General features: G+C 70.6%; 17 protein-coding genes and 1 pseudogene. 8 read left to right on the top strand and 10 right to left on the bottom strand.

The annotated features are described in order from the left end of the window. Positions 1-25 precede the first annotated feature (25 nt). The 3 genes from VM306_RS12250 (at position 26) to VM306_RS12240 (ending at position 3,966) form a co-directional block, all read left to right on the top strand. Positions 26-1,465, top strand: coding sequence for a family 43 glycosylhydrolase (locus tag VM306_RS12250; protein WP_325514278.1), 1,440 nt, complete (start codon positions 26-28; stop codon positions 1,463-1,465). A gap of 39 nt (positions 1,466-1,504) precedes the next feature. Beyond that, positions 1,505-2,968: a family 43 glycosylhydrolase gene (locus tag VM306_RS12245; protein WP_325514273.1), complete on the top strand. Its 1,464-nt coding sequence runs from the start codon at positions 1,505-1,507 to the stop codon at positions 2,966-2,968. Between the two features lie 143 nt (positions 2,969-3,111). Then, positions 3,112-3,966, top strand: coding sequence for a DUF6585 family protein (locus VM306_RS12240; RefSeq protein WP_325514268.1), 855 nt, complete (start codon positions 3,112-3,114; stop codon positions 3,964-3,966). Positions 3,967-4,003: 37 nt separating this feature from the next. On the opposite strand, the gene VM306_RS12235 is transcribed toward VM306_RS12240, so the two are convergent. Genes VM306_RS12235 through VM306_RS12225 form a run of 3 tightly spaced genes read right to left on the bottom strand, consistent with a single transcriptional unit; the run spans position 4,004 to position 6,488 of the window. Continuing rightward, a complete protein-coding gene (locus VM306_RS12235) occupies positions 4,004-5,023 on the bottom strand; it encodes an NADPH:quinone reductase (RefSeq protein ID WP_325514266.1) in 1,020 nt (339 codons plus the stop codon). A gap of 17 nt (positions 5,024-5,040) precedes the next feature. Continuing rightward, complete coding sequence (locus VM306_RS12230; RefSeq protein ID WP_325514263.1) at positions 5,041-5,934, bottom strand: aldo/keto reductase; 894 nt, start codon at positions 5,932-5,934, stop codon at positions 5,041-5,043. Continuing rightward, positions 5,931-6,488, bottom strand: coding sequence for a TetR/AcrR family transcriptional regulator (locus tag VM306_RS12225; RefSeq protein ID WP_325514261.1), 558 nt, complete (start codon positions 6,486-6,488; stop codon positions 5,931-5,933). Before VM306_RS12225 ends, VM306_RS12230 begins: the two co-directional genes overlap by 4 nt. Positions 6,489-6,573: 85 nt before the next feature. On the opposite strand from VM306_RS12225, the pseudogene VM306_RS12220 reads away from it, so the two are divergent. Continuing rightward, a pseudogene (locus tag VM306_RS12220) lies at positions 6,574-7,785 on the top strand (DUF6357 family protein); the annotation flags it as partial. Between the two features lie 67 nt (positions 7,786-7,852). Here the strand turns inward: VM306_RS12220 and VM306_RS12215 are convergent. From VM306_RS12215 to VM306_RS12200, 4 genes are all read right to left on the bottom strand, one after another. Continuing rightward, positions 7,853-8,119, bottom strand: a complete 267-nt coding sequence (locus VM306_RS12215; RefSeq protein ID WP_325514259.1) for an isoamylase — start codon at positions 8,117-8,119, stop codon at positions 7,853-7,855. Between the two features lie 146 nt (positions 8,120-8,265). Then, complete coding sequence (locus VM306_RS12210; RefSeq protein WP_325514257.1) at positions 8,266-8,658, bottom strand: TIGR03618 family F420-dependent PPOX class oxidoreductase; 393 nt, start codon at positions 8,656-8,658, stop codon at positions 8,266-8,268. Positions 8,659-8,669: 11 nt separating this feature from the next. Then, positions 8,670-9,296 (bottom strand): helix-turn-helix domain-containing protein, encoded by a 627-nt coding sequence (locus tag VM306_RS12205; RefSeq protein ID WP_325514255.1) that lies wholly within the window; start codon positions 9,294-9,296, stop codon positions 8,670-8,672. Positions 9,297-9,485: 189 nt separating this feature from the next. Continuing rightward, a complete protein-coding gene (locus VM306_RS12200; protein ID WP_325514253.1) occupies positions 9,486-10,553 on the bottom strand; it encodes a spore photoproduct lyase family protein in 1,068 nt (355 codons plus the stop codon). A 312-nt stretch (positions 10,554-10,865) separates the two neighbouring features. Here VM306_RS12200 and VM306_RS12195 point away from each other — a divergent pair, with 312 nt between their 5' ends. Continuing rightward, a complete protein-coding gene (locus tag VM306_RS12195; protein ID WP_325514251.1) occupies positions 10,866-11,615 on the top strand; it encodes a GH12 family glycosyl hydrolase domain-containing protein in 750 nt (249 codons plus the stop codon). Positions 11,616-11,658: 43 nt separating this feature from the next. Then, positions 11,659-12,333, top strand: coding sequence for a TetR/AcrR family transcriptional regulator (locus VM306_RS12190; RefSeq protein WP_325514249.1), 675 nt, complete (start codon positions 11,659-11,661; stop codon positions 12,331-12,333). Positions 12,334-12,345: 12 nt separating this feature from the next. Here the strand turns inward: VM306_RS12190 and VM306_RS12185 are convergent, their stop codons facing one another. Beyond that, complete coding sequence (locus VM306_RS12185) at positions 12,346-13,044, bottom strand: SDR family NAD(P)-dependent oxidoreductase (RefSeq protein WP_325514247.1); 699 nt, start codon at positions 13,042-13,044, stop codon at positions 12,346-12,348. Positions 13,045-13,149: 105 nt separating this feature from the next. On the opposite strand from VM306_RS12185, the gene VM306_RS12180 reads away from it, so the two are divergent. Both VM306_RS12180 and VM306_RS12175 read left to right on the top strand, forming a co-directional pair. Next, complete coding sequence (locus tag VM306_RS12180; RefSeq protein ID WP_325514245.1) at positions 13,150-14,025, top strand: helix-turn-helix transcriptional regulator; 876 nt, start codon at positions 13,150-13,152, stop codon at positions 14,023-14,025. Positions 14,026-14,104: 79 nt separating this feature from the next. Then, the gene (locus tag VM306_RS12175; protein WP_325514243.1) at positions 14,105-15,109 is read left to right on the top strand and encodes an NADP-dependent oxidoreductase; all 1,005 of its coding nucleotides are present in this window, start codon (positions 14,105-14,107) and stop codon (positions 15,107-15,109) included. A 90-nt stretch (positions 15,110-15,199) separates the two neighbouring features. Here VM306_RS12175 and VM306_RS12170 read toward each other — a convergent pair whose 3' ends face one another. Then, positions 15,200-15,517: a hypothetical protein gene (locus VM306_RS12170; RefSeq protein ID WP_325514241.1), complete on the bottom strand. Its 318-nt coding sequence runs from the start codon at positions 15,515-15,517 to the stop codon at positions 15,200-15,202. Continuing rightward, a complete protein-coding gene (locus VM306_RS12165) occupies positions 15,514-16,113 on the bottom strand; it encodes a DJ-1/PfpI family protein (RefSeq protein ID WP_325514239.1) in 600 nt (199 codons plus the stop codon). The genes VM306_RS12170 and VM306_RS12165 overlap by 4 nt, the downstream gene beginning before the upstream one ends. Between the last annotated feature and the right edge of the window lie 35 nt (positions 16,114-16,148).

The raw sequence follows: 16,148 nt of genomic DNA, 5'->3' as shown, positions 1-16,148 counted from the left end.
CTCCACTGGCCTGAAAGGACAGTCGATGAAGGCAGCCCTCCATCGTGTGGCCGTGCTCGTGCTGGCCGCTGTCACCGGCGTCATCGGCCTGCCCGCTCCCCACGCGGACGCCTCGCCCGCGGTGCGGTACACGAACCCGATAGCGGAGCACCGTGCCGATCCACACGTCTTCAAGCACACCGACGGGTTCTACTACTTCACCGCGACCGTGCCGGAGTACGACCGGATCGTCCTGCGGCGCGCGACCACGATCCAGGGCCTGGCCTCGGCGCCGGAAACCGTGATCTGGCGCAAGCACTCCAGCGGTGAGATGGCCGCGCACATCTGGGCGCCCGAGATCCACTTCATCAACGGCAGGTGGTACGTCTACTTCGCGGCGGGGCGCAGTGACGACATCTGGCGCATCCGGATGTACGTGCTGGAGACGTCGAGCGCCAACCCGTTGACCGGGGCGTGGACCGAACGCGGCCGCATCACGACCCCGTGGGACACCTTCTCGCTGGACGCGTCCACGTTCGCGCACAACGGCGTGCGGTACCTGACCTGGGCACAGCAGGAACCGGGTATCTCCACGAACTCCAACGTCTACATCGCCCGCATGGGCGCGAACCCGTGGACGATCACCGGCGCGGTGACCCGGCTGACCGTGCCGACGCTGGCGTGGGAGACCCGCGGGTACAAGGTGGCGGAGGGACCGACCGTCCTGCAGCGCAACGGGAAGATCTTCCTGACGTACTCGGCCAGCGCGACCGACGCGAACTACTGCCTGGGCATGCTGACCGCACCGGCCTCGGCCGACCCGCTCAACGCGGCGTCGTGGACCAAGAGCCCCGACCCCGTGTTCACCAGCAACGGCACGACCGGCCAGTACGGGCCCGGCCACAACTCGTTCACGGTGTCCGAGGACGGCCAGAGCGACATCATGGTCTACCACGACCGCAACTACCGCGACATCAGCGGTGATCCGCTCAACGACCCGAACCGCCGCACGCGCGTGCAGAAGGTCTACTACAAGGCAGACGGCACACCGGACTTCGGCATCCCGGTGCCGGACGGCGCCACCCCGCTGCGGCTCAGGTCGTACAACGCCCCCGACCGCTTCGTGCGGCACTGGGAGTACCGCGCCAGGCTGGAAGCCGCCGTGTCCCCGCTGGCCGACTCGCAGTTCAGGGTGGTGGCGGGTCTGGCCGGCTCCGGCACCGTGTCGCTGGAGTCGACCAACTTCCCCGGCTACTACCTGCGCCACCGCAACTACGAGCTCTGGGTCGAGCGCAACGACGGCACCGCCCAGTTCCGCGGCGACGCCGGCTTCTCGCAGCGCGCGGGACTCGCGGCGGGCTCGGCGGCGTCGTTCGAGTCGTTCAACCTCCCCGGCCGCTATGTCCGGCACAGCAACGGGTTGCTCTACGTGCAAGCGGTGACCGACGCGCAGGGACAGGCGGACGCGACGTTCGTGCTGGAGTGACGTCCGCGCAGGAGAGGTCGCCGAGGTAGGGAGAAGAGCATGACAGCGGCAATCCGCATGCGTACCAACGCCTTGCTCGCCACCGCGATGGTGGTGGGCGCCACCGTGGCGGCGTCACCGCACACGGCTGCGGCGGCCACAGTGGACACGAATGCGTCCTATGTCCTGGTCAACCGCCACAGTGGCAAGGCATTGGACGTGTACGACCTGGCCACGAACGACGGCGCGCCGATCGTGCAGTGGTCGCGCAACGACGGTGCCTGGCAGCAGTGGCAGTTCGTGGACTCCGGTGGCGGCTACTACCGCCTGAAGTCCCGGCACAGCGGCAAGGTCCTGGACTTCCCGTCCACCGCTGACAGGACCGGCCTCGTGCAGACGACCGACGCCGGCCGGACCGGCCAGCAGTTCCGGCTGGCCGACTCCGACGGTGGCCACGTCCGCCTCGTCAACCGCGCCAGTGCCAAGGCCGTCGACGTTCTGGACTTCTCGACCGCCGACGGCGGCCAGGTCATCCAGTGGCCCGACACCCAGGGGCACAACCAGCAGTGGCAGCTGATCCGGCTGGGAACGGGCACGTTCACCAACCCGGTCAAACGCAACGGCCCCGACCCGTGGCTCCAGTACTACAACGGCTACTACTACCTCGCGACGACGACGTGGAACTCGACGATCACCATGCGCCGGTCCCGCACGCTGGCCGGCCTGTCGAGCGCCGCGGACACGGTGATCTTCACCCTCTCGAGCCGGCCCGACGGGTGCTGCAACATGTGGGCGCCGGAGTTCCACCTCCTGAACGGCCGCTGGTACCTGTACTACGTGGCCGGGCGGAACGTGCCGGACTACAACCCCACCCAGCGCCTGCACGTGCTGGAGAGCGCGGGAACCGACCCGATGGGCCCGTACGCGTTCAAGGCCGACCTGGGCTCCACCTGGGAGCTGGACCCGAGCATCCTGCAGCACAACGGCAAGCTCTACCTGATGGGCAGCGCGATCGACGGAACCCAAAGCCTGACCATCACGCCGCTGTCGAACCCGTACACGATCAGCGGCGCGCGGCGCACCATCTCCCAGCCGACGCTGGCGTGGGAGCGGCAGACCGGGGCGGTCAACGAGGGGGCGGAACCGCTGTACCGCAACGGCCGCGTCATGATCGTCTACTCCGCCAGCGCCTGCTGGGGCCCCGACTACAAGCTCGGGCTGCTCACCCTCACCGGGTCCGACCCGCTCAACCGGGCGCACTGGACGAAGTCGCCCACCCCTGTCTTCCAGCGCGACGACGCCAACGGCGTGTTCGCCCCCGGTCACAACGGTTTCTTCAAGTCGCCCGACGGCACCGAGGACTGGATCGTCTACCACGCCAACGACAGCGCCTCGGGCGGCTGCGACATGAACCGCTCCACCCGTGCGCAGAAGTTCACCTGGAACGCCGACGGGACGCCGAACTTCGGCACCCCTGTCCGGCTCGGCGTCCAGCTCACCGCACCGTCAGGTGAGCAGGCCTGACCGGCGACCCCCGCTCCGGCGGGCGGCGCGTCCTGTCCGCCGCCCGCCGGACCTCCTGCTGGTCGAATCATCCGGAAGTGCTACTCCCGCCTCCTGTCCCGTGGTTCGATCAAGGCTTCGCCGACCGCGGTAGTGGAGCCAGGATGTCGATGCAGTTCGTGGGGAACCACGCGATCCCGCCCGAGGTGGGGATCGCCGCCGCCAACAGAGGACTGGGCCAGGCCAAGGCGGTGCACAGGGTGCCGCACCGGGTGGGCACCGCCGAGGAAGCCGAGAAGGAGAAGAAGACCGATCTCCGCAACGGCCTGCTCGTCCTCGCCGCGATCGCCGGTCCCCTGGTCCTCGCCCTGCTCCTGTGGTGGGTGACCGGCAGCGCCGGTCTGGGCATCGGAGTGGGCGTGGTGCTGGCGCTCGCGGGCTGGGGCGCGGGCATGTACTTCATGGACCGCGACGGCGGGGGCGGGGAAGAACGCGAACGCGTCTACCTGTTCAGCGAGGGTTTCGCACTGCCGCCGCAGGGAGAGGTTCCCGCCCGCGCCTTCACGTGGGCCGAGGTCGACGCCATCCACCGCGTCGTGACCGACAACTACGTCAACGGCCAGCACATCATCACCGTCCACGTCCACAAGCTCGTGCTGGCGGACGGCGACCTGGTCGTCTTCCGGGGCACCGAACAGCCGGGCAAGGCCTCGCCCACCGATGTCCTCCAGCTGGGTCCCCTGCTGCAGAAGGAGATCTTCGACCGGCGGCTGCCACCGGCGGTGGACGAGATCAACGCGGGCCGGACCGTCGCCTTCGGCCCACTCGCCCTCTCCACGTCCGGCATCACCACCCCCGGCGGTCTCGTGCCGTGGGACTCGGTTCGGGACCTGTCGGCCAACGCGGGCCAGGTGGTGATCGCCCCGGCGGGTGGCAGGCCGTGGGCCTGCGCGATCGGAGACATCCCCAACTTCGAGGTCTTCTGGGTGCTGGCGGAAGACCTGCGGGCACAACACTGAGCAGGTGGGCCAGGCCCGGCCAGGCCCACCTCACGGCTCAGGACGTCACGTCGACCAGGACCTTGCCGACCGCGCCGTTCTGCACCGCTCGGTGGGCGTCGGCGGTGCGCTCCAACGGGAAGCGCAGCAGCGGCAGGCCGTGTTCCTCGCCGACGGGCAGGGCGCCGTCGGCGATCGCGGCGGTGACGTCCTCGACGGCCGCGGCGAGCACCTGCGGTCCCGCCGTGTAGAGCACCAGGAACTGGAACCGGGCGTTCATCACCATGCTCCGCCGCACGTCGAGCTCGACCGGCTTGCCACCGTCGTTGGCATAGGTGGAGATCGTGCCGCGGAAGCGCAGGACGGCGAGGTCGAGTTCGAGGTTCGCGCCGAGGGCGACCTCGGCGACGATGTCGACGCCGTCCGGGGCGATCTCGCGGATCGCGGCGGCCGGGTCGCCTTCGCGGTAGTTCACGACGTGGTGGGCGCCGGCGGCGGTGGCCAGCCGGGCCTTCTCCTGGCCGCTGACGGTGCTGATCACGGTGGCACCCGCCCAGCGGGCGAGCTGGATCACGGCGTGCCCCACGGCTCCGGCACCGCCCGCGGCGAGCACGACCTTGCCCTTGAGCGCGCCCGGCCGCAGGCGGTGCGGTCCGTCCTCGGCGACGGTGAGGGCGCGGTGCGCGGTGAGAGCGGGGACGCCGATCGCGGCGCCGAGGTCGAACGCGATGTCGTCGGGCAGCGGCACGGCCCTGTCCGCGGGTACGACGGTGAACTCCGCGGCGGTGCCGGCCGGCCTCCCGGCCGCGGCCATGAACAGCCACACCCGCCGGCCGACGCGGCCGGGATCGACACCGTCGCCCACGGCGTCGATCGTGCCCGCCCCGTCGTGGTGCGGGGTGATCTCCGGGAAGTTCTTGGGGTGGGCCGTGCCGGAACGGGCCTGCACGTCGGTCGGGTTCACCCCCGACACGGCCACCCGGACGCGGACCTCACCGCGGCCGGGTGACGGCAGGTCGCGGTCGACGAGCTCGAGAACCTCGGGGCCACCGGTGTCGCGGTAGACGACGGCTTTCATCGGGGTGTCCTCGCCGTTCATCCGATGGGGACTTCGCTCGAGCGGGACTCGACGGCGTCGAGGGTCGCGAGGGTGTCCGCGTCGAAGGTGATCCGGCCGACGGCCATGTTCTCGGCGAGGTGGGCGGCACTGGCGGTGCCGGGGATCAGCAGCACGTGGGGTGCGCGGTGCAGCAGCCACGCGAGTCCGACCTGGGAGGGCGTGATCCCGAGGGACTCCGCGACGGCGTGCACCGCGGGTTCGTCCGTCGCCTTGGGCAGACCGGGGAAGGCGCTGCCGAGCGGGAAGTACGGCACCCACGCGATGTCCTCGGCCAGGCACAGCCGGAGCAGGTCCTCGTCGTCGCGGGAGACGAGGCTGTAGGCGTTCTGCACGCAGGCGATGCCGGCGGGCAGGGCCCTGCGCAGCACGTCGAGGCTCACGCTGCTCAGGCCGATCGCCCCGATCTTGCCCTCGTCGCGCAGGGCGGTCATCACCGCGAGCTGGTCGTCGAGGTCGACGACCTGGTCACCGTGGGGCCGCAGGCCGGGGCCGGTGTCGAGGCGGCGGAGGTTCACGACGTCGAGCCGGTCCGTGCCGAGACCGCGCAGGTTGTCCTCGACGCTGGCGCGCAGCTGCTCGGGCCGCTGTGCCGGCCGCAGCGGCAACGGCCCCCCGGGGTCCGGGTCGGCGCCGACCTTGGTGACGACGAGGACGCCGTCGTCGTCGCGCAGGGTCTCGCGGATGACGTCGTTGACGAACCCGAAGCCGTAGAACGTGGCGGTGTCCACGTGGTCCACGCCCAGCTCGACCGCGTGCCGCAGCAACGCCACAGCTTCGTCGCGGCGGTCGTGCAGGCGTTCGAGCTGCATCGCGCCGTAGCCGATGCGCCGCACGGTGCGGCCGGCGAACGAGGCGGTCGGTGTTGTCATCGCGTGGTCTCCTCAGAAGTCGGCCGCAGTGCGGCCTGAAGCAGTTCAGCCAGGTAGAGCGCCATCAACTGGCGGGCGATCGGCTCGGCGTGCTCCCCCGCGACGGCCGGATCGCGGCCCTCGACCTTGACCAGCCAGGCCGTCACGCAGTCGCGCACCATCACGCGCAACCGGTCGATCATGTCCACGACGACGCCGCCGATGACCGGGTCGGTCGTCGCCTCGCCCCAGATCTGCACCCCGAACCGGGCCTGCACCGGGTCGATGGCCGCGGCCATGCGGGCGAGCAGCTCGTCCGGGCCGGGCGGGCTGTCGCCGTCGGCGTACCCGCCGAGCACCTCGGCGCGCTGGGCGAGGGTGGCGCGGGCCGCGGCCTGGATCAGCTCGGCCTTGGTCCCGAAGTGCGCGTAGATCGACCCGGTCGACAGGCCCGACTCCGCGGTGATGTCGGCGATCGACGTCCGCTCCAGGCCGTTGCGGCCGAAGCAGCGCACCGCCGCCTCGGTGATCTGCGCACGTCGGAGTTCTTTGCGCGCGTCCGTGAGCCGGGGCATCGCACCTCCACAAAAAGAGCGCCCGTTCTGTTTGAATCGACACTAGCAGAACCGCCGTTCTCTTTGTGCCGGACGCACACGCCCTTCGAGTTCGTCGTGTTCAGTGACCGGTGATCGACGAGCATCCGCAGACCGACCGAGGACGGCGATGAGACCACTGACCTTCAGCGACGACGGGGGCAACCAGCAGCAGTGGCTGCCAGGCGATCCTCAGACCGGCCGCGACGCGTTCCGGGAGTTCGTCGACCGGCACCGCGCCGACGACACCACGTCGTTCCGCATCCAGGACGAGCAGAACGAGGAGGCGCTCCTGCTCCTGCTCGACGTCGGTGCCGTCTGCAGGGTCCAGGGCGCGCGGACCGAGTACCGCCTCGTCACCAGCGAGAACAAGTACTGGACCTACGCCGCCGACTTCGTTCGAGGCGGTTTCGGCGCTCTCGACCTCCCCGGTCCCTGGCTGCCCGACATCGCGAGTCTGCAGCGCGCACGGCTCCGGTTCGAGTTCGACGGTTCCGTGCTGCGACGGACCCATCCGCGCGACCTGCGCCGACGGCTGGAGGTCCTGACCCGCGCCGGCGGGCGCGAGCCGGTGACGGTCGCCGGAGTCACGCACTACGGCTTCGGCAACGGCAGCGGCGACACCGTCAACGCCTGGTTCGGCGCCGACGGTCGCGGCCTGGTGGTGACGTTCGACCACACCAGCGCGCTCAACTCACTCGACGACCGCGCGCGGGCAGCGTTGTACGACGGCGTACCGGCGGATCTTCTCGCCCTGGCGACGCGCCCCGACGGCGGCACCTTGATGGCCGCCACCGGCATCTTCACCTTCTCGGGTCCCTGCGCCCTGTCGGAAGGCCTGGTGTCGCGCTTGCACGAGGCCCGGCTGGGCATCGAGGACACCGGTGCCGGCCGGTTGCTGGAGAACTTCCTCGCGATGCGGGACTTCACCCCCGCCGCGGTCGCGGAGGCAGCGGAGTGGTGGAGCGCCGAGGACGTCGCGAGAGGTTTCGCCGCGCTCGAACGAGAGCAGCCCGCGATGGCGCCACTCGACCGCGAAGCCGTGGACCGCTTCTGCAAGATCTGGGCGGACACCGGGTACGACGACCGCTGGAGCGTGCACTACGTCCTCTTCGACAGCTGCACCGTCGAGGAGGCGGGCGAGGCCAGGGACGAGCTCCTGGGGCTGGTCCGGACGCTCGGGCTCGAGCGCGTCGACGCCCCGCCCGGAGCCGCCGACGGCGAGGTGTGGGTCCGCACGGACCCGCGCCTCGACGCCGAGCTCGAACACTGGTCCTGAACCGCCGGGACCGGTCAGGCGGAGGCCGGCCCGCAGACGCGCGAACGCTGCGGGTCCGGCGTTCGCGCTACACGGTGATCAGGCAGCCGTGGTCGTCGCGTGCGGCCGCGTCCTCGTCGTCGAACCAGTGACCGTTCGAGCCGAGGTAGCGGAAGCGCAGGGTGGTGCCCTGCGGCACGACGACGGTCGCGCTGCGGCTGCCGTTGGAACGGGCCCGGAGCTCGGTGGCCCCCGGCGTCCAGCCGTTGAAGTCACCGACCACGCTGACGGGCCCTGACGGCACGTGCCTGGGCAACGCCCAGGTCACCCGCATCTGCTGATCCTTGGCAGGCACGATTCGGATCATCGGGTTGTCGTTCCTTCCACGTTTCTCACTCGCCGTGTTGCTGTGACAGCCTGCCGACGAGTGCCGCGGTGGACGAGCCGACGCGCCTGTGCGGACACCACAGTCGCCGAATCGGGTGGTTTTGCAGGTCCCGATCAGGGCGTGTGCACCCGGTCGACTTTGACGGTGAGGAGGACGCGCCGCTGCTCGCCGCCCCCGAAGCCGGGGTAGGGCCGGCCGATGTACTTCTGGGACAGCTCGTCGATGTGCTCACGTGCACCGTCGGTGGTCATGTCCACGACGCTGCCGCGCACCGCCCAGTAACGGGAGGGTGCGGCCGGGTCGGCGATGCCGAGGGCGATGCGGGGGTCGCGCTGGAGGTTGCGGGTCTTCTGGTGGGTGTCCACGGTGTTGATGAGCACGTGCTCGCCGTCCGTGCCCGCCCAGGTCTGGGAGATCTGCGGCGCTCCGTCCGGCATGAGCGTGGTCACGAAGCAGATGGCCTTGGTGTTGAGGACCGCGATCAGGTCGTCGGGTAGAACCGTCATGTGCCTGGCCTTCATGTCTGGTCGGTGTAGAGGTGGTCGATGACCGTCTCTTCCGGAGCGTCGCCGGACAGGTCCGCGTGGCGCATGCCCGTCAGTGCGATCCGGAGAGCGCGGCGCCACAGCTGCGGGGCGTGAGCGCGGGAGGCGTCCATGACGCTGCCCACCATCACGTGCACCGCGGCGAAATCGGCGGGAGTCGCTCCGGCCGGCAGCTGACCCGCGCGGACGGCCCGGTCGACGAGACCGGCCACCAGCGGGGTCATCCGCTCGTGCGCCCGCCGCACCAGCTCGGTGGCCTGGTCGCGGCTGCGGAGCAGCTCCCCCAAGCCCCGGCTCTGCGCCTCGATCTCGAGCTGCCGCTCGAGGAACCAGGTGAGCCCGGCCCAGGCGTCCTCGTACCGCGAGGCCTGTTCGGCCAGGCCGATCACCGTGTCGACGTGCTCGCTGAACAAGGCGTCCAGCAGGTCCCGCCGTTGCGGGAAGCGCCGGTACATCGTGCCCATCCCGGTGCCGGCCGCTCGCGCGATGTCCTCGTACGAGACGCCGAGCCCTTGTGAGGCCATGAGCTCGTGAGCCGTGCGCAGCAGCAGCTGACGATTGCGCTCAGCGTCACGACGCAGAGGAGCCGTTTCGGTCACACGGCCGAGCGTAGTCAAGTGGAAGAAAAATTCCAAGTTGAAGATTTCTTCCACTTTTCTGTGGCAGCGCTCTCCCGTGCCGCTTCGTCGAGGAGGCGGGGGGTGAGCGGATGACCAACGGAGTGTGCAACGGCTATGCCGTTCCCCCAACGGCAGCACCCGAGGACGCCTTCTGACCCGGTGCCCTGTTCAGAAGGCGTACCGGACGCGCAGGTAAGGAGCGTGTTCCTCGACGAGTGCGAGGAAGGAGTCGAGGAGCTCCCGCTTGAGCCCCCGCCGGTAGCGGACGTTGACCCCGCCGCCCTCGCTGCGCTTGGCCTCCTGCAGGTCCGGGCGCCACAGCAGGTCCTCCGCCCGCGGGTGCCAGCGCAGGTTGACCTCGTGCAGCGGCTGGTTGTGGGTGAGCATGATGACCTCGGCGGCCAGCTGGTCGCGGGTGGCGGAGGAGGTCGCGTCCCCGAGCGACTCGAGCAGGTGCCGCCAGTCCTCGAGCCAGCCGTCGTACACGACGACCGGGCTGAGGTTCACGTGCACCTCGTAGCCGGCGTCGCGGAAGTCGTCGAGGGCGGCGAGGCGCTCCGCGACGGGGGTGGTGCGGATGTCGAGCAGCTTCGCGGTGCGTTCGGGCATCAGTGAGAACCGGATGCGGGTACGGCCCCGCGGATCCCATTCCAGCAGATCGCGGTTGACGTACTTGGTCGCGAAGGACGCCTTGGCGGTGGGCAGGTCGCGGAACAGCCGCACCAGGTCCCGCACGTTGTCGCTGACCATCGCGTCCACCGAGCAGTCGGAGTTCTCGCCGATGTCGTAGACCCACGCCTGGTCGTCGATCTGGCCCGGCTCGGTCATCGGCCCCTGCCGGGCGACGTGGCGGGACAGGTAGCCGGTGATCTGCTCGATGTTCGCGAACACCGTGATCGGGTTCGAGTAGCCCTTGCGCCGCGGCACGTAGCAGTAGGCGCAGGCCATCGCGCAGCCGTTGGCCGTGGACGGCGCGATGAAGTGCGCCGAACGCCCGTTGGGCCGCGCGCTGAGCGACTTCTTCACCCCGAGCACCAGCGCCTCGCTCTTGATCCGCACCCACCGCCGCGCGTTGGCCTCGTCGCCGTGCAGCTCGGGAATGCGCCAGTGGCTGTCGACCTCGACCCGGTCCGCGTCGGGGAACCTGTCGAGCACCTCGCGGCCTCGCGGCAGCAGCGCGGCGGCGGGCTCCACGTAGATCCGGGTCGGGCTCAGCAGCGGTGTCGAGGTGCTCACCTCTCCAGTGTCCGGACGACACCGACAAAAACCGCCTCCGGTCCTCGCCACGAACGGGGTCGTCACAGTGTCGTCCGCCACGTCAGGCCAGTCCGGATCTCGATGACACGGCGATTGTCGACTCACCATCGATTCGATTCGGCATTCGACAACTCGCCGCAGTCGAAGAAAGTGGTGAATTCGCTTCAAAAGCACCTGTGACCAGCTGAATCTGTTCTCTCAACACATCCGTGCACTCATTCGACAATCTGCGAGCTCATTGACACCGCGGTATTCTGGGAGCGCTCCCATAACCCTGTCATTGGAGTCACCATGCGAAAGACCGTCCGTGCCGTCGCCGCCGCCGGCCTGCTGGTCGCGAGCACCTTCGTCGCGACAGCGGGTCCGGCTCACGCCGATGTGACCATCTGCGACCAGTACGGGTCGACCACCATCCAGGGCCGCTACGTCGTCCAGAACAACCGGTGGGGCACCTCGGCGCAGCAGTGCATCAACGCCACCTCGTCCGGCTTCCAGATCACCACCCAGCAGGGCTCGTCCCCGACCAACGGGGCGCCGGTGTCGTACCCGTCGGTGTTCCTCGGCTGCCACTACACCAACTGCTCCCCCGGCTCCACGCTGCCGATGCAGGTCAGCCGGATCCGCAGCGCCACGTCGTCGATCAACTACCGGTACGCGGGCGGCACCTACAACGCCTCGTACGACATCTGGCTCGACCCCACGCCCAAGACCAACGGCGTGAACCAGATGGAGATCATGATCTGGTTCAACCGCCAGGGCTCGATCCAGCCCATCGGCAGCGCCGTCGGCACGACCACCGTCGGCGGGCGCAGCTGGCAGGTGTGGCGCGGCAGCAACGGTTCCAACAACGTCATCTCCTACGTCGCGCCGTCGCCGATCAACTCGTGGTCGTTCAACGTGCTCGACTTCGTCAACGACGTGCGCAACCGCGGTGCGATCACGAACTCCTGGTACCTGACCAGCATCCAGGCCGGGTTCGAGCCGTGGAACGGCGGTGCCGGCCTGGCGGTCGACAACTTCTCCGCCTCGGTCAGCGGCTGAGCCGCGCCGTCCGAACGGCTCTCCGCGTCGTTAGGCTGACGCCGTGGCCAGCACCGACCCAGCCGTGTCCGAACGGCCGTTGCGACGGGACGCGCAGGCGAACCGGCAGCGCGTCGTCGAGGCCGCTCGCGAGGTGTTCGCGTCGCGAGGGTCGTCCGCGACCCTCGACGAGGTGGCACAGCGGGCCGGTGTCGGCGTCGGCACCGTCTACCGGCGGTTCCCGACCAGGGAGCTCCTGCTGCGGGCCGCGCTGGAGGAACGCCTGGAGCAGCACGCCACAGCGGTCGAGGCGGCACTGCACGCCCCGACCGGCTGGGACGGGTTCGTCCGCTTCCTTCACCGCGCCGCCGAGCTGCACGCCACCGACCGGGCCGTCCGCGACGTCGAGCTCGGCGCCGGCTTCGACGACCGCTACCTCCGCGGGATCCGGGACCGGATCATGCCCGTCGTAGCTCAGCTGGTCGACCGCGCCCACGCCGAGGGGTCACTGCGACCCGACGTCACCGCCGAGGACGTCCCGCTGCTCCTGACGATGATCAGCGAAGTCGCCCAGCACAGCCGCGAGACGAGTCCGGGAGCCTGGACCCGGTACCTGCGGATCGTGGTCGACGGACTCCGCAACACGCCGGGAACCGGCGATCTCGGTGCGGCGCCGAGCGGTGACGACGCCCTCGCGCTCGTGCGGCACTGGCTTCCCGGCGCCGCACGGCGCGGGTAGCGCCACCACCGGTCAGGACCAGGCGACCTCACCCTCGCGGGACACGAACCTGCCGGTACCGGCGCCGGGGCCCTCGGTGGCGAGCGCGACGATCGCGTCCGTGCCCTCGGTGACGGTCTGGTACCCGCTGTGGCCGTTCAGGTCGGTCGCGGTGTAACCGGGGTCGGCGGCGTTGACCCTGATGCCCTCCAGGCCCTTCGCGTACTGCGTGGTCAGCATCGTCAGCGCCGCCTTCGACGCGGTGTACAGCGGCACGACGACCTTCGACTCCGGCCGGTCCGGGTCGTGGGTGAGGGCGAGGGAGCCCATGCCGCTGCTGACGTTGACGATGACGGGGTCGTCCGAGCGGCGCAGCAGCGGCAGGAACGCCGTGGTGGTGCGCACGACACCGATGACGTTGACCTGGAAGACCGCCAGGGCGTCCTCGCCGGTGAGGTCCTCGGGGGCGGCGGCGGAACCGTGCACACCGGCGTTGTTGATCAGGACGTCGATCCGGCCCTCGTGCCGCAGGACGTCCTCCGCCGCGGCGGCGACGGACGCGTCGTCGGTCACGTCGATGGGGACGTGCCGCGCGCCGAGCGCGGCGGCGGCTTCCTCTCCCCGCTCCGGGTCGCGGGATCCGATGAGGACGGTGTGGCCGAGCTCGGCGAGACGGCGCGCGGTCTCCCGGCCGAGACCCTTGTTCGCTCCGGTGATGAAGGTGATCGTCATGGTCCCCATGGTGGTCCTGCGCGGCAAGGTCAACCAGGAACGCCTCGACGGTAGGAAGAGCAGTACCACCTTCACGCCCTGCCGACCGGCTCCGCCGGCAGCAGGATGGACGTCGTGACGACGACACCCGGAACCGATCTCGGTGCGATGATCCGCATCTGGCGTGACCGCCTGCCTCCGTCGGCCGCCGGGCTGCGCACCGCGCGCGGGCGACGGGCCGCGGGGCTGCGGCGCGAGGAGCTGGCCGACCTCGCCGGGATGTCGGTCGACTACGTCGTGCGCCTGGAACAGGGACGGGCGACGACGCCCTCGGCATCGGTGGTGGCGTCGCTGGCGCGCGCCCTGCAGCTGTCCGCCGCCGAACGCGACCACCTGTACCGGCTCGCGCAGCTCGTGCCCCCGTCCACCGGCACGATCTCCGACCACGTCCCGCCCGGCGTGCAGCGGGTGGTCGCCCGGCTCGGGGACGTGGCGGTGGCCGTGTTCGCGGCGGACTGGCAGCTGGTGTGGTGGAACCGCGGCTGGACGGCTCTGCTCGGCGATCCCGCGGAATCGCGGGAGAGGCTGCGCAACTTCGCCCGCGACAGGTTCCCGGTGGACGGCAGCGCCCCTCATCTCGCGCGGTGGCCCGTCGACGAGGAGGACCGGGACGCCACGGACCTCGCCGTCGTGTCCGACCTGCGCCGCGCCACCGGCCGCTTCCCGCACGACGGCCGCCTGGCCGCGCTCGTGCGGGAGCTGAACGCGGGCAACGAGAGGTTCGCGAAGCTGTGGGCGACCGGTGAGGTGGCCGCGCACCGCGAGGACCACAAGACGATCCACCACCCGTCGGTGGGCCCGGTGGCGGTCGACTGCGACGTCCTGACCGACGGGGACTCCGAGCTCAAGATCGTCATCATGACGGCGGCGCCCGGCAGCGAGGACGAGACCAAGCTCCGGCTCACCGCTGTCGCCGGCTCGCCGGCTGCGGCACGCAGCTGAGGTCTCGCCGGTCACGCTGAGGCGCGGGTCTACGGTCAACAAGTGGAGGACCTTCCTCCACTTGTGCCCTGGAGTCGACATGCGCGCTTACGAACTCACCGGCTTCGGCGGACCCGAGGTGCTCCGCCTCGGAGTCCGGAGCACCCCGCTGCCAGGTCCGCGCGACGTGGTGGTGGACGTTCGCGCGGTCGGCCTGAACCCGGTCGACGTCCTGCAGCGGTCCGGCAGCTTCCGGTTCGCCAACCCCGTGCGGTTCCCGGTGGTGCCGGGCAACGAGTTCTCCGGCGTCGTGTCGGCGATCGGCGCGGAGGTGACGTCGCTGTCGGTCGGCGACACCGTGTTCGGCCGCACGGACAAAGCCCGGCTGGGGGCGCTCGCGGAGCAGGTCGCCGTCGAGGAGCGGCTGGTGGCCCGCATGCCCCGCGGGCTGGACTTCGTCACCGCCGCCGCGGTTCCGCTCGCCGGCACGACCGCGTTGCAGGCGATCCGCGACGCGCTGGAGGTCCGCGCCGGCGACCGCCTGCTCATCACCGGCGGCTCGAGCACCGTCGGGATGTTCGCCGTCCAGCTCGCCGCGCGGGCAGGCGCTCGGGTGACGACGACCGCCTCGGCCGGGAGCGCGCCGTTGCTGCGCGACCTGGGCGCGGACGAGGTGATCGACTACCGCACCCAGGCGATCGACACCGGTCCCGGGTCCTTCGGCAAGGTGTTCGACCTCGTCGGGGAACCGCTCCCGGACGTGGTCGCGCGAGGTGGCCGCCTGGTCACCGTCTCGGCGACCCCCACCCCGGGATCTGTCCGGCACGACTACGCGATGCCTCCGTGGCGAGCCGTTCTGCTGGAGACCGCGCTCCGGCTCGCCACGGTCGGACCGCGACGCCGCGCCCGCAGGGGCGGCTACACCTACCGGTTCCTCTCCATGCGTCCGAGCGGCGACGACCTCCGCGAGCTCGGCTCGCTGATCGACGACGGCGCGCTGCGCGTGAAGATCGACAGCACGTACGACTTCGCGCGGGCGGCCGAGGCCTTCGCCCGCGTCGAGTCGCGCAGGGCGAAGGGCAAGGTCGTGCTGGTGCTGCCCTGACGGCTCAGCATCCCAGGGCGTGTCCCGTGAGTCTCGTCCGCGACAGTCGCGGCCTCCGGAACTCTTGCCCGTGAGTCTCATCGAACGGACTCACGGGACACGCCCTGGAGAGACGCGCTTCGCGACGACCTCGGACCGGGGAAGGCGGCCGGCGCGCGAGTGCCCCTCGAAGGTGTCGCCGTCGACGGTGACGTCGAAGTCCAGGTTGAGCCGGACGGGCTTGCGCACCTGCTGCCGCCAGGTCACCCGAGCGCCGGCCACGGCGAGGTCGAGCAGCTCCACCTCGTCGCCGGCGCCCGTGGCCGTCCCGGTGAGGGCGTTCTCGTCGACGTGGAAGACGTACCGGGCGTGCAACGTGCCGATCGGCGTGGAGATGGCGACGTCCCAGTCGCCTGCGATCCCGCTCATGCGCGCCACACCATCCCCCGCCGCTCGTACTCGAAGAGCTTCTCGACGCCCAGGGCGGCTTCCGGTCCGAAGTCCCGGTCCAGCAGGTGCAGGGCCAGGTCGAGACCGGAGGTGACGCCGCCGGACGACAGGAAGTCCCCGTCGTCGACCACTCGGGCCTCGACGGCCGTGGTGCCGGTCGCCTCCAGCAGCGGCATGCCGAGCACGTGCGTGACCGCGTTCCTGCCCTCGATCAGTCCCGCCATCGCCAGGACGAGCGCGCCGCCGCACACCGTCGCCACGGTGATCTCCGGGTTGTCCAGGGCCTTGCGGACCAACGGCATCGCGTCGCCCTGCGCGAAGCCGGACAGCACCTGCGGGATGTCGTCGACCGGCCCGGAGGCGCCGGGCACCAGGAGGTAGCCGGGTCGGGACGGGTCGAACGCCGCGGTGGCGGTCAGCGACAGGCCGGGAGTGCCGGAGACGACCGGACCCGGACCGGCGACCGCCACCAGTTCGGGCTCGACCCTCTCACTGGCGGCCAGCACTTCGAAGGGCGCGACGACGTCGAGCGGGTCGAACCCCTCGAAGAGCAGGAACTGCGCGATTGGTGCCATGCCCCCATCGTTCTCGGCGCACGACGTGCGCAACA

The sequence above is a fragment of the Lentzea sp. genome (assembly GCF_035525475.1).
GTDB lineage: Bacteria > Actinomycetota > Actinomycetes > Mycobacteriales > Pseudonocardiaceae > Lentzea.
The sequence above is the reverse complement of the archived record's forward strand: the minus strand, read 5'-3'. Positions and strand labels throughout refer to the sequence as shown.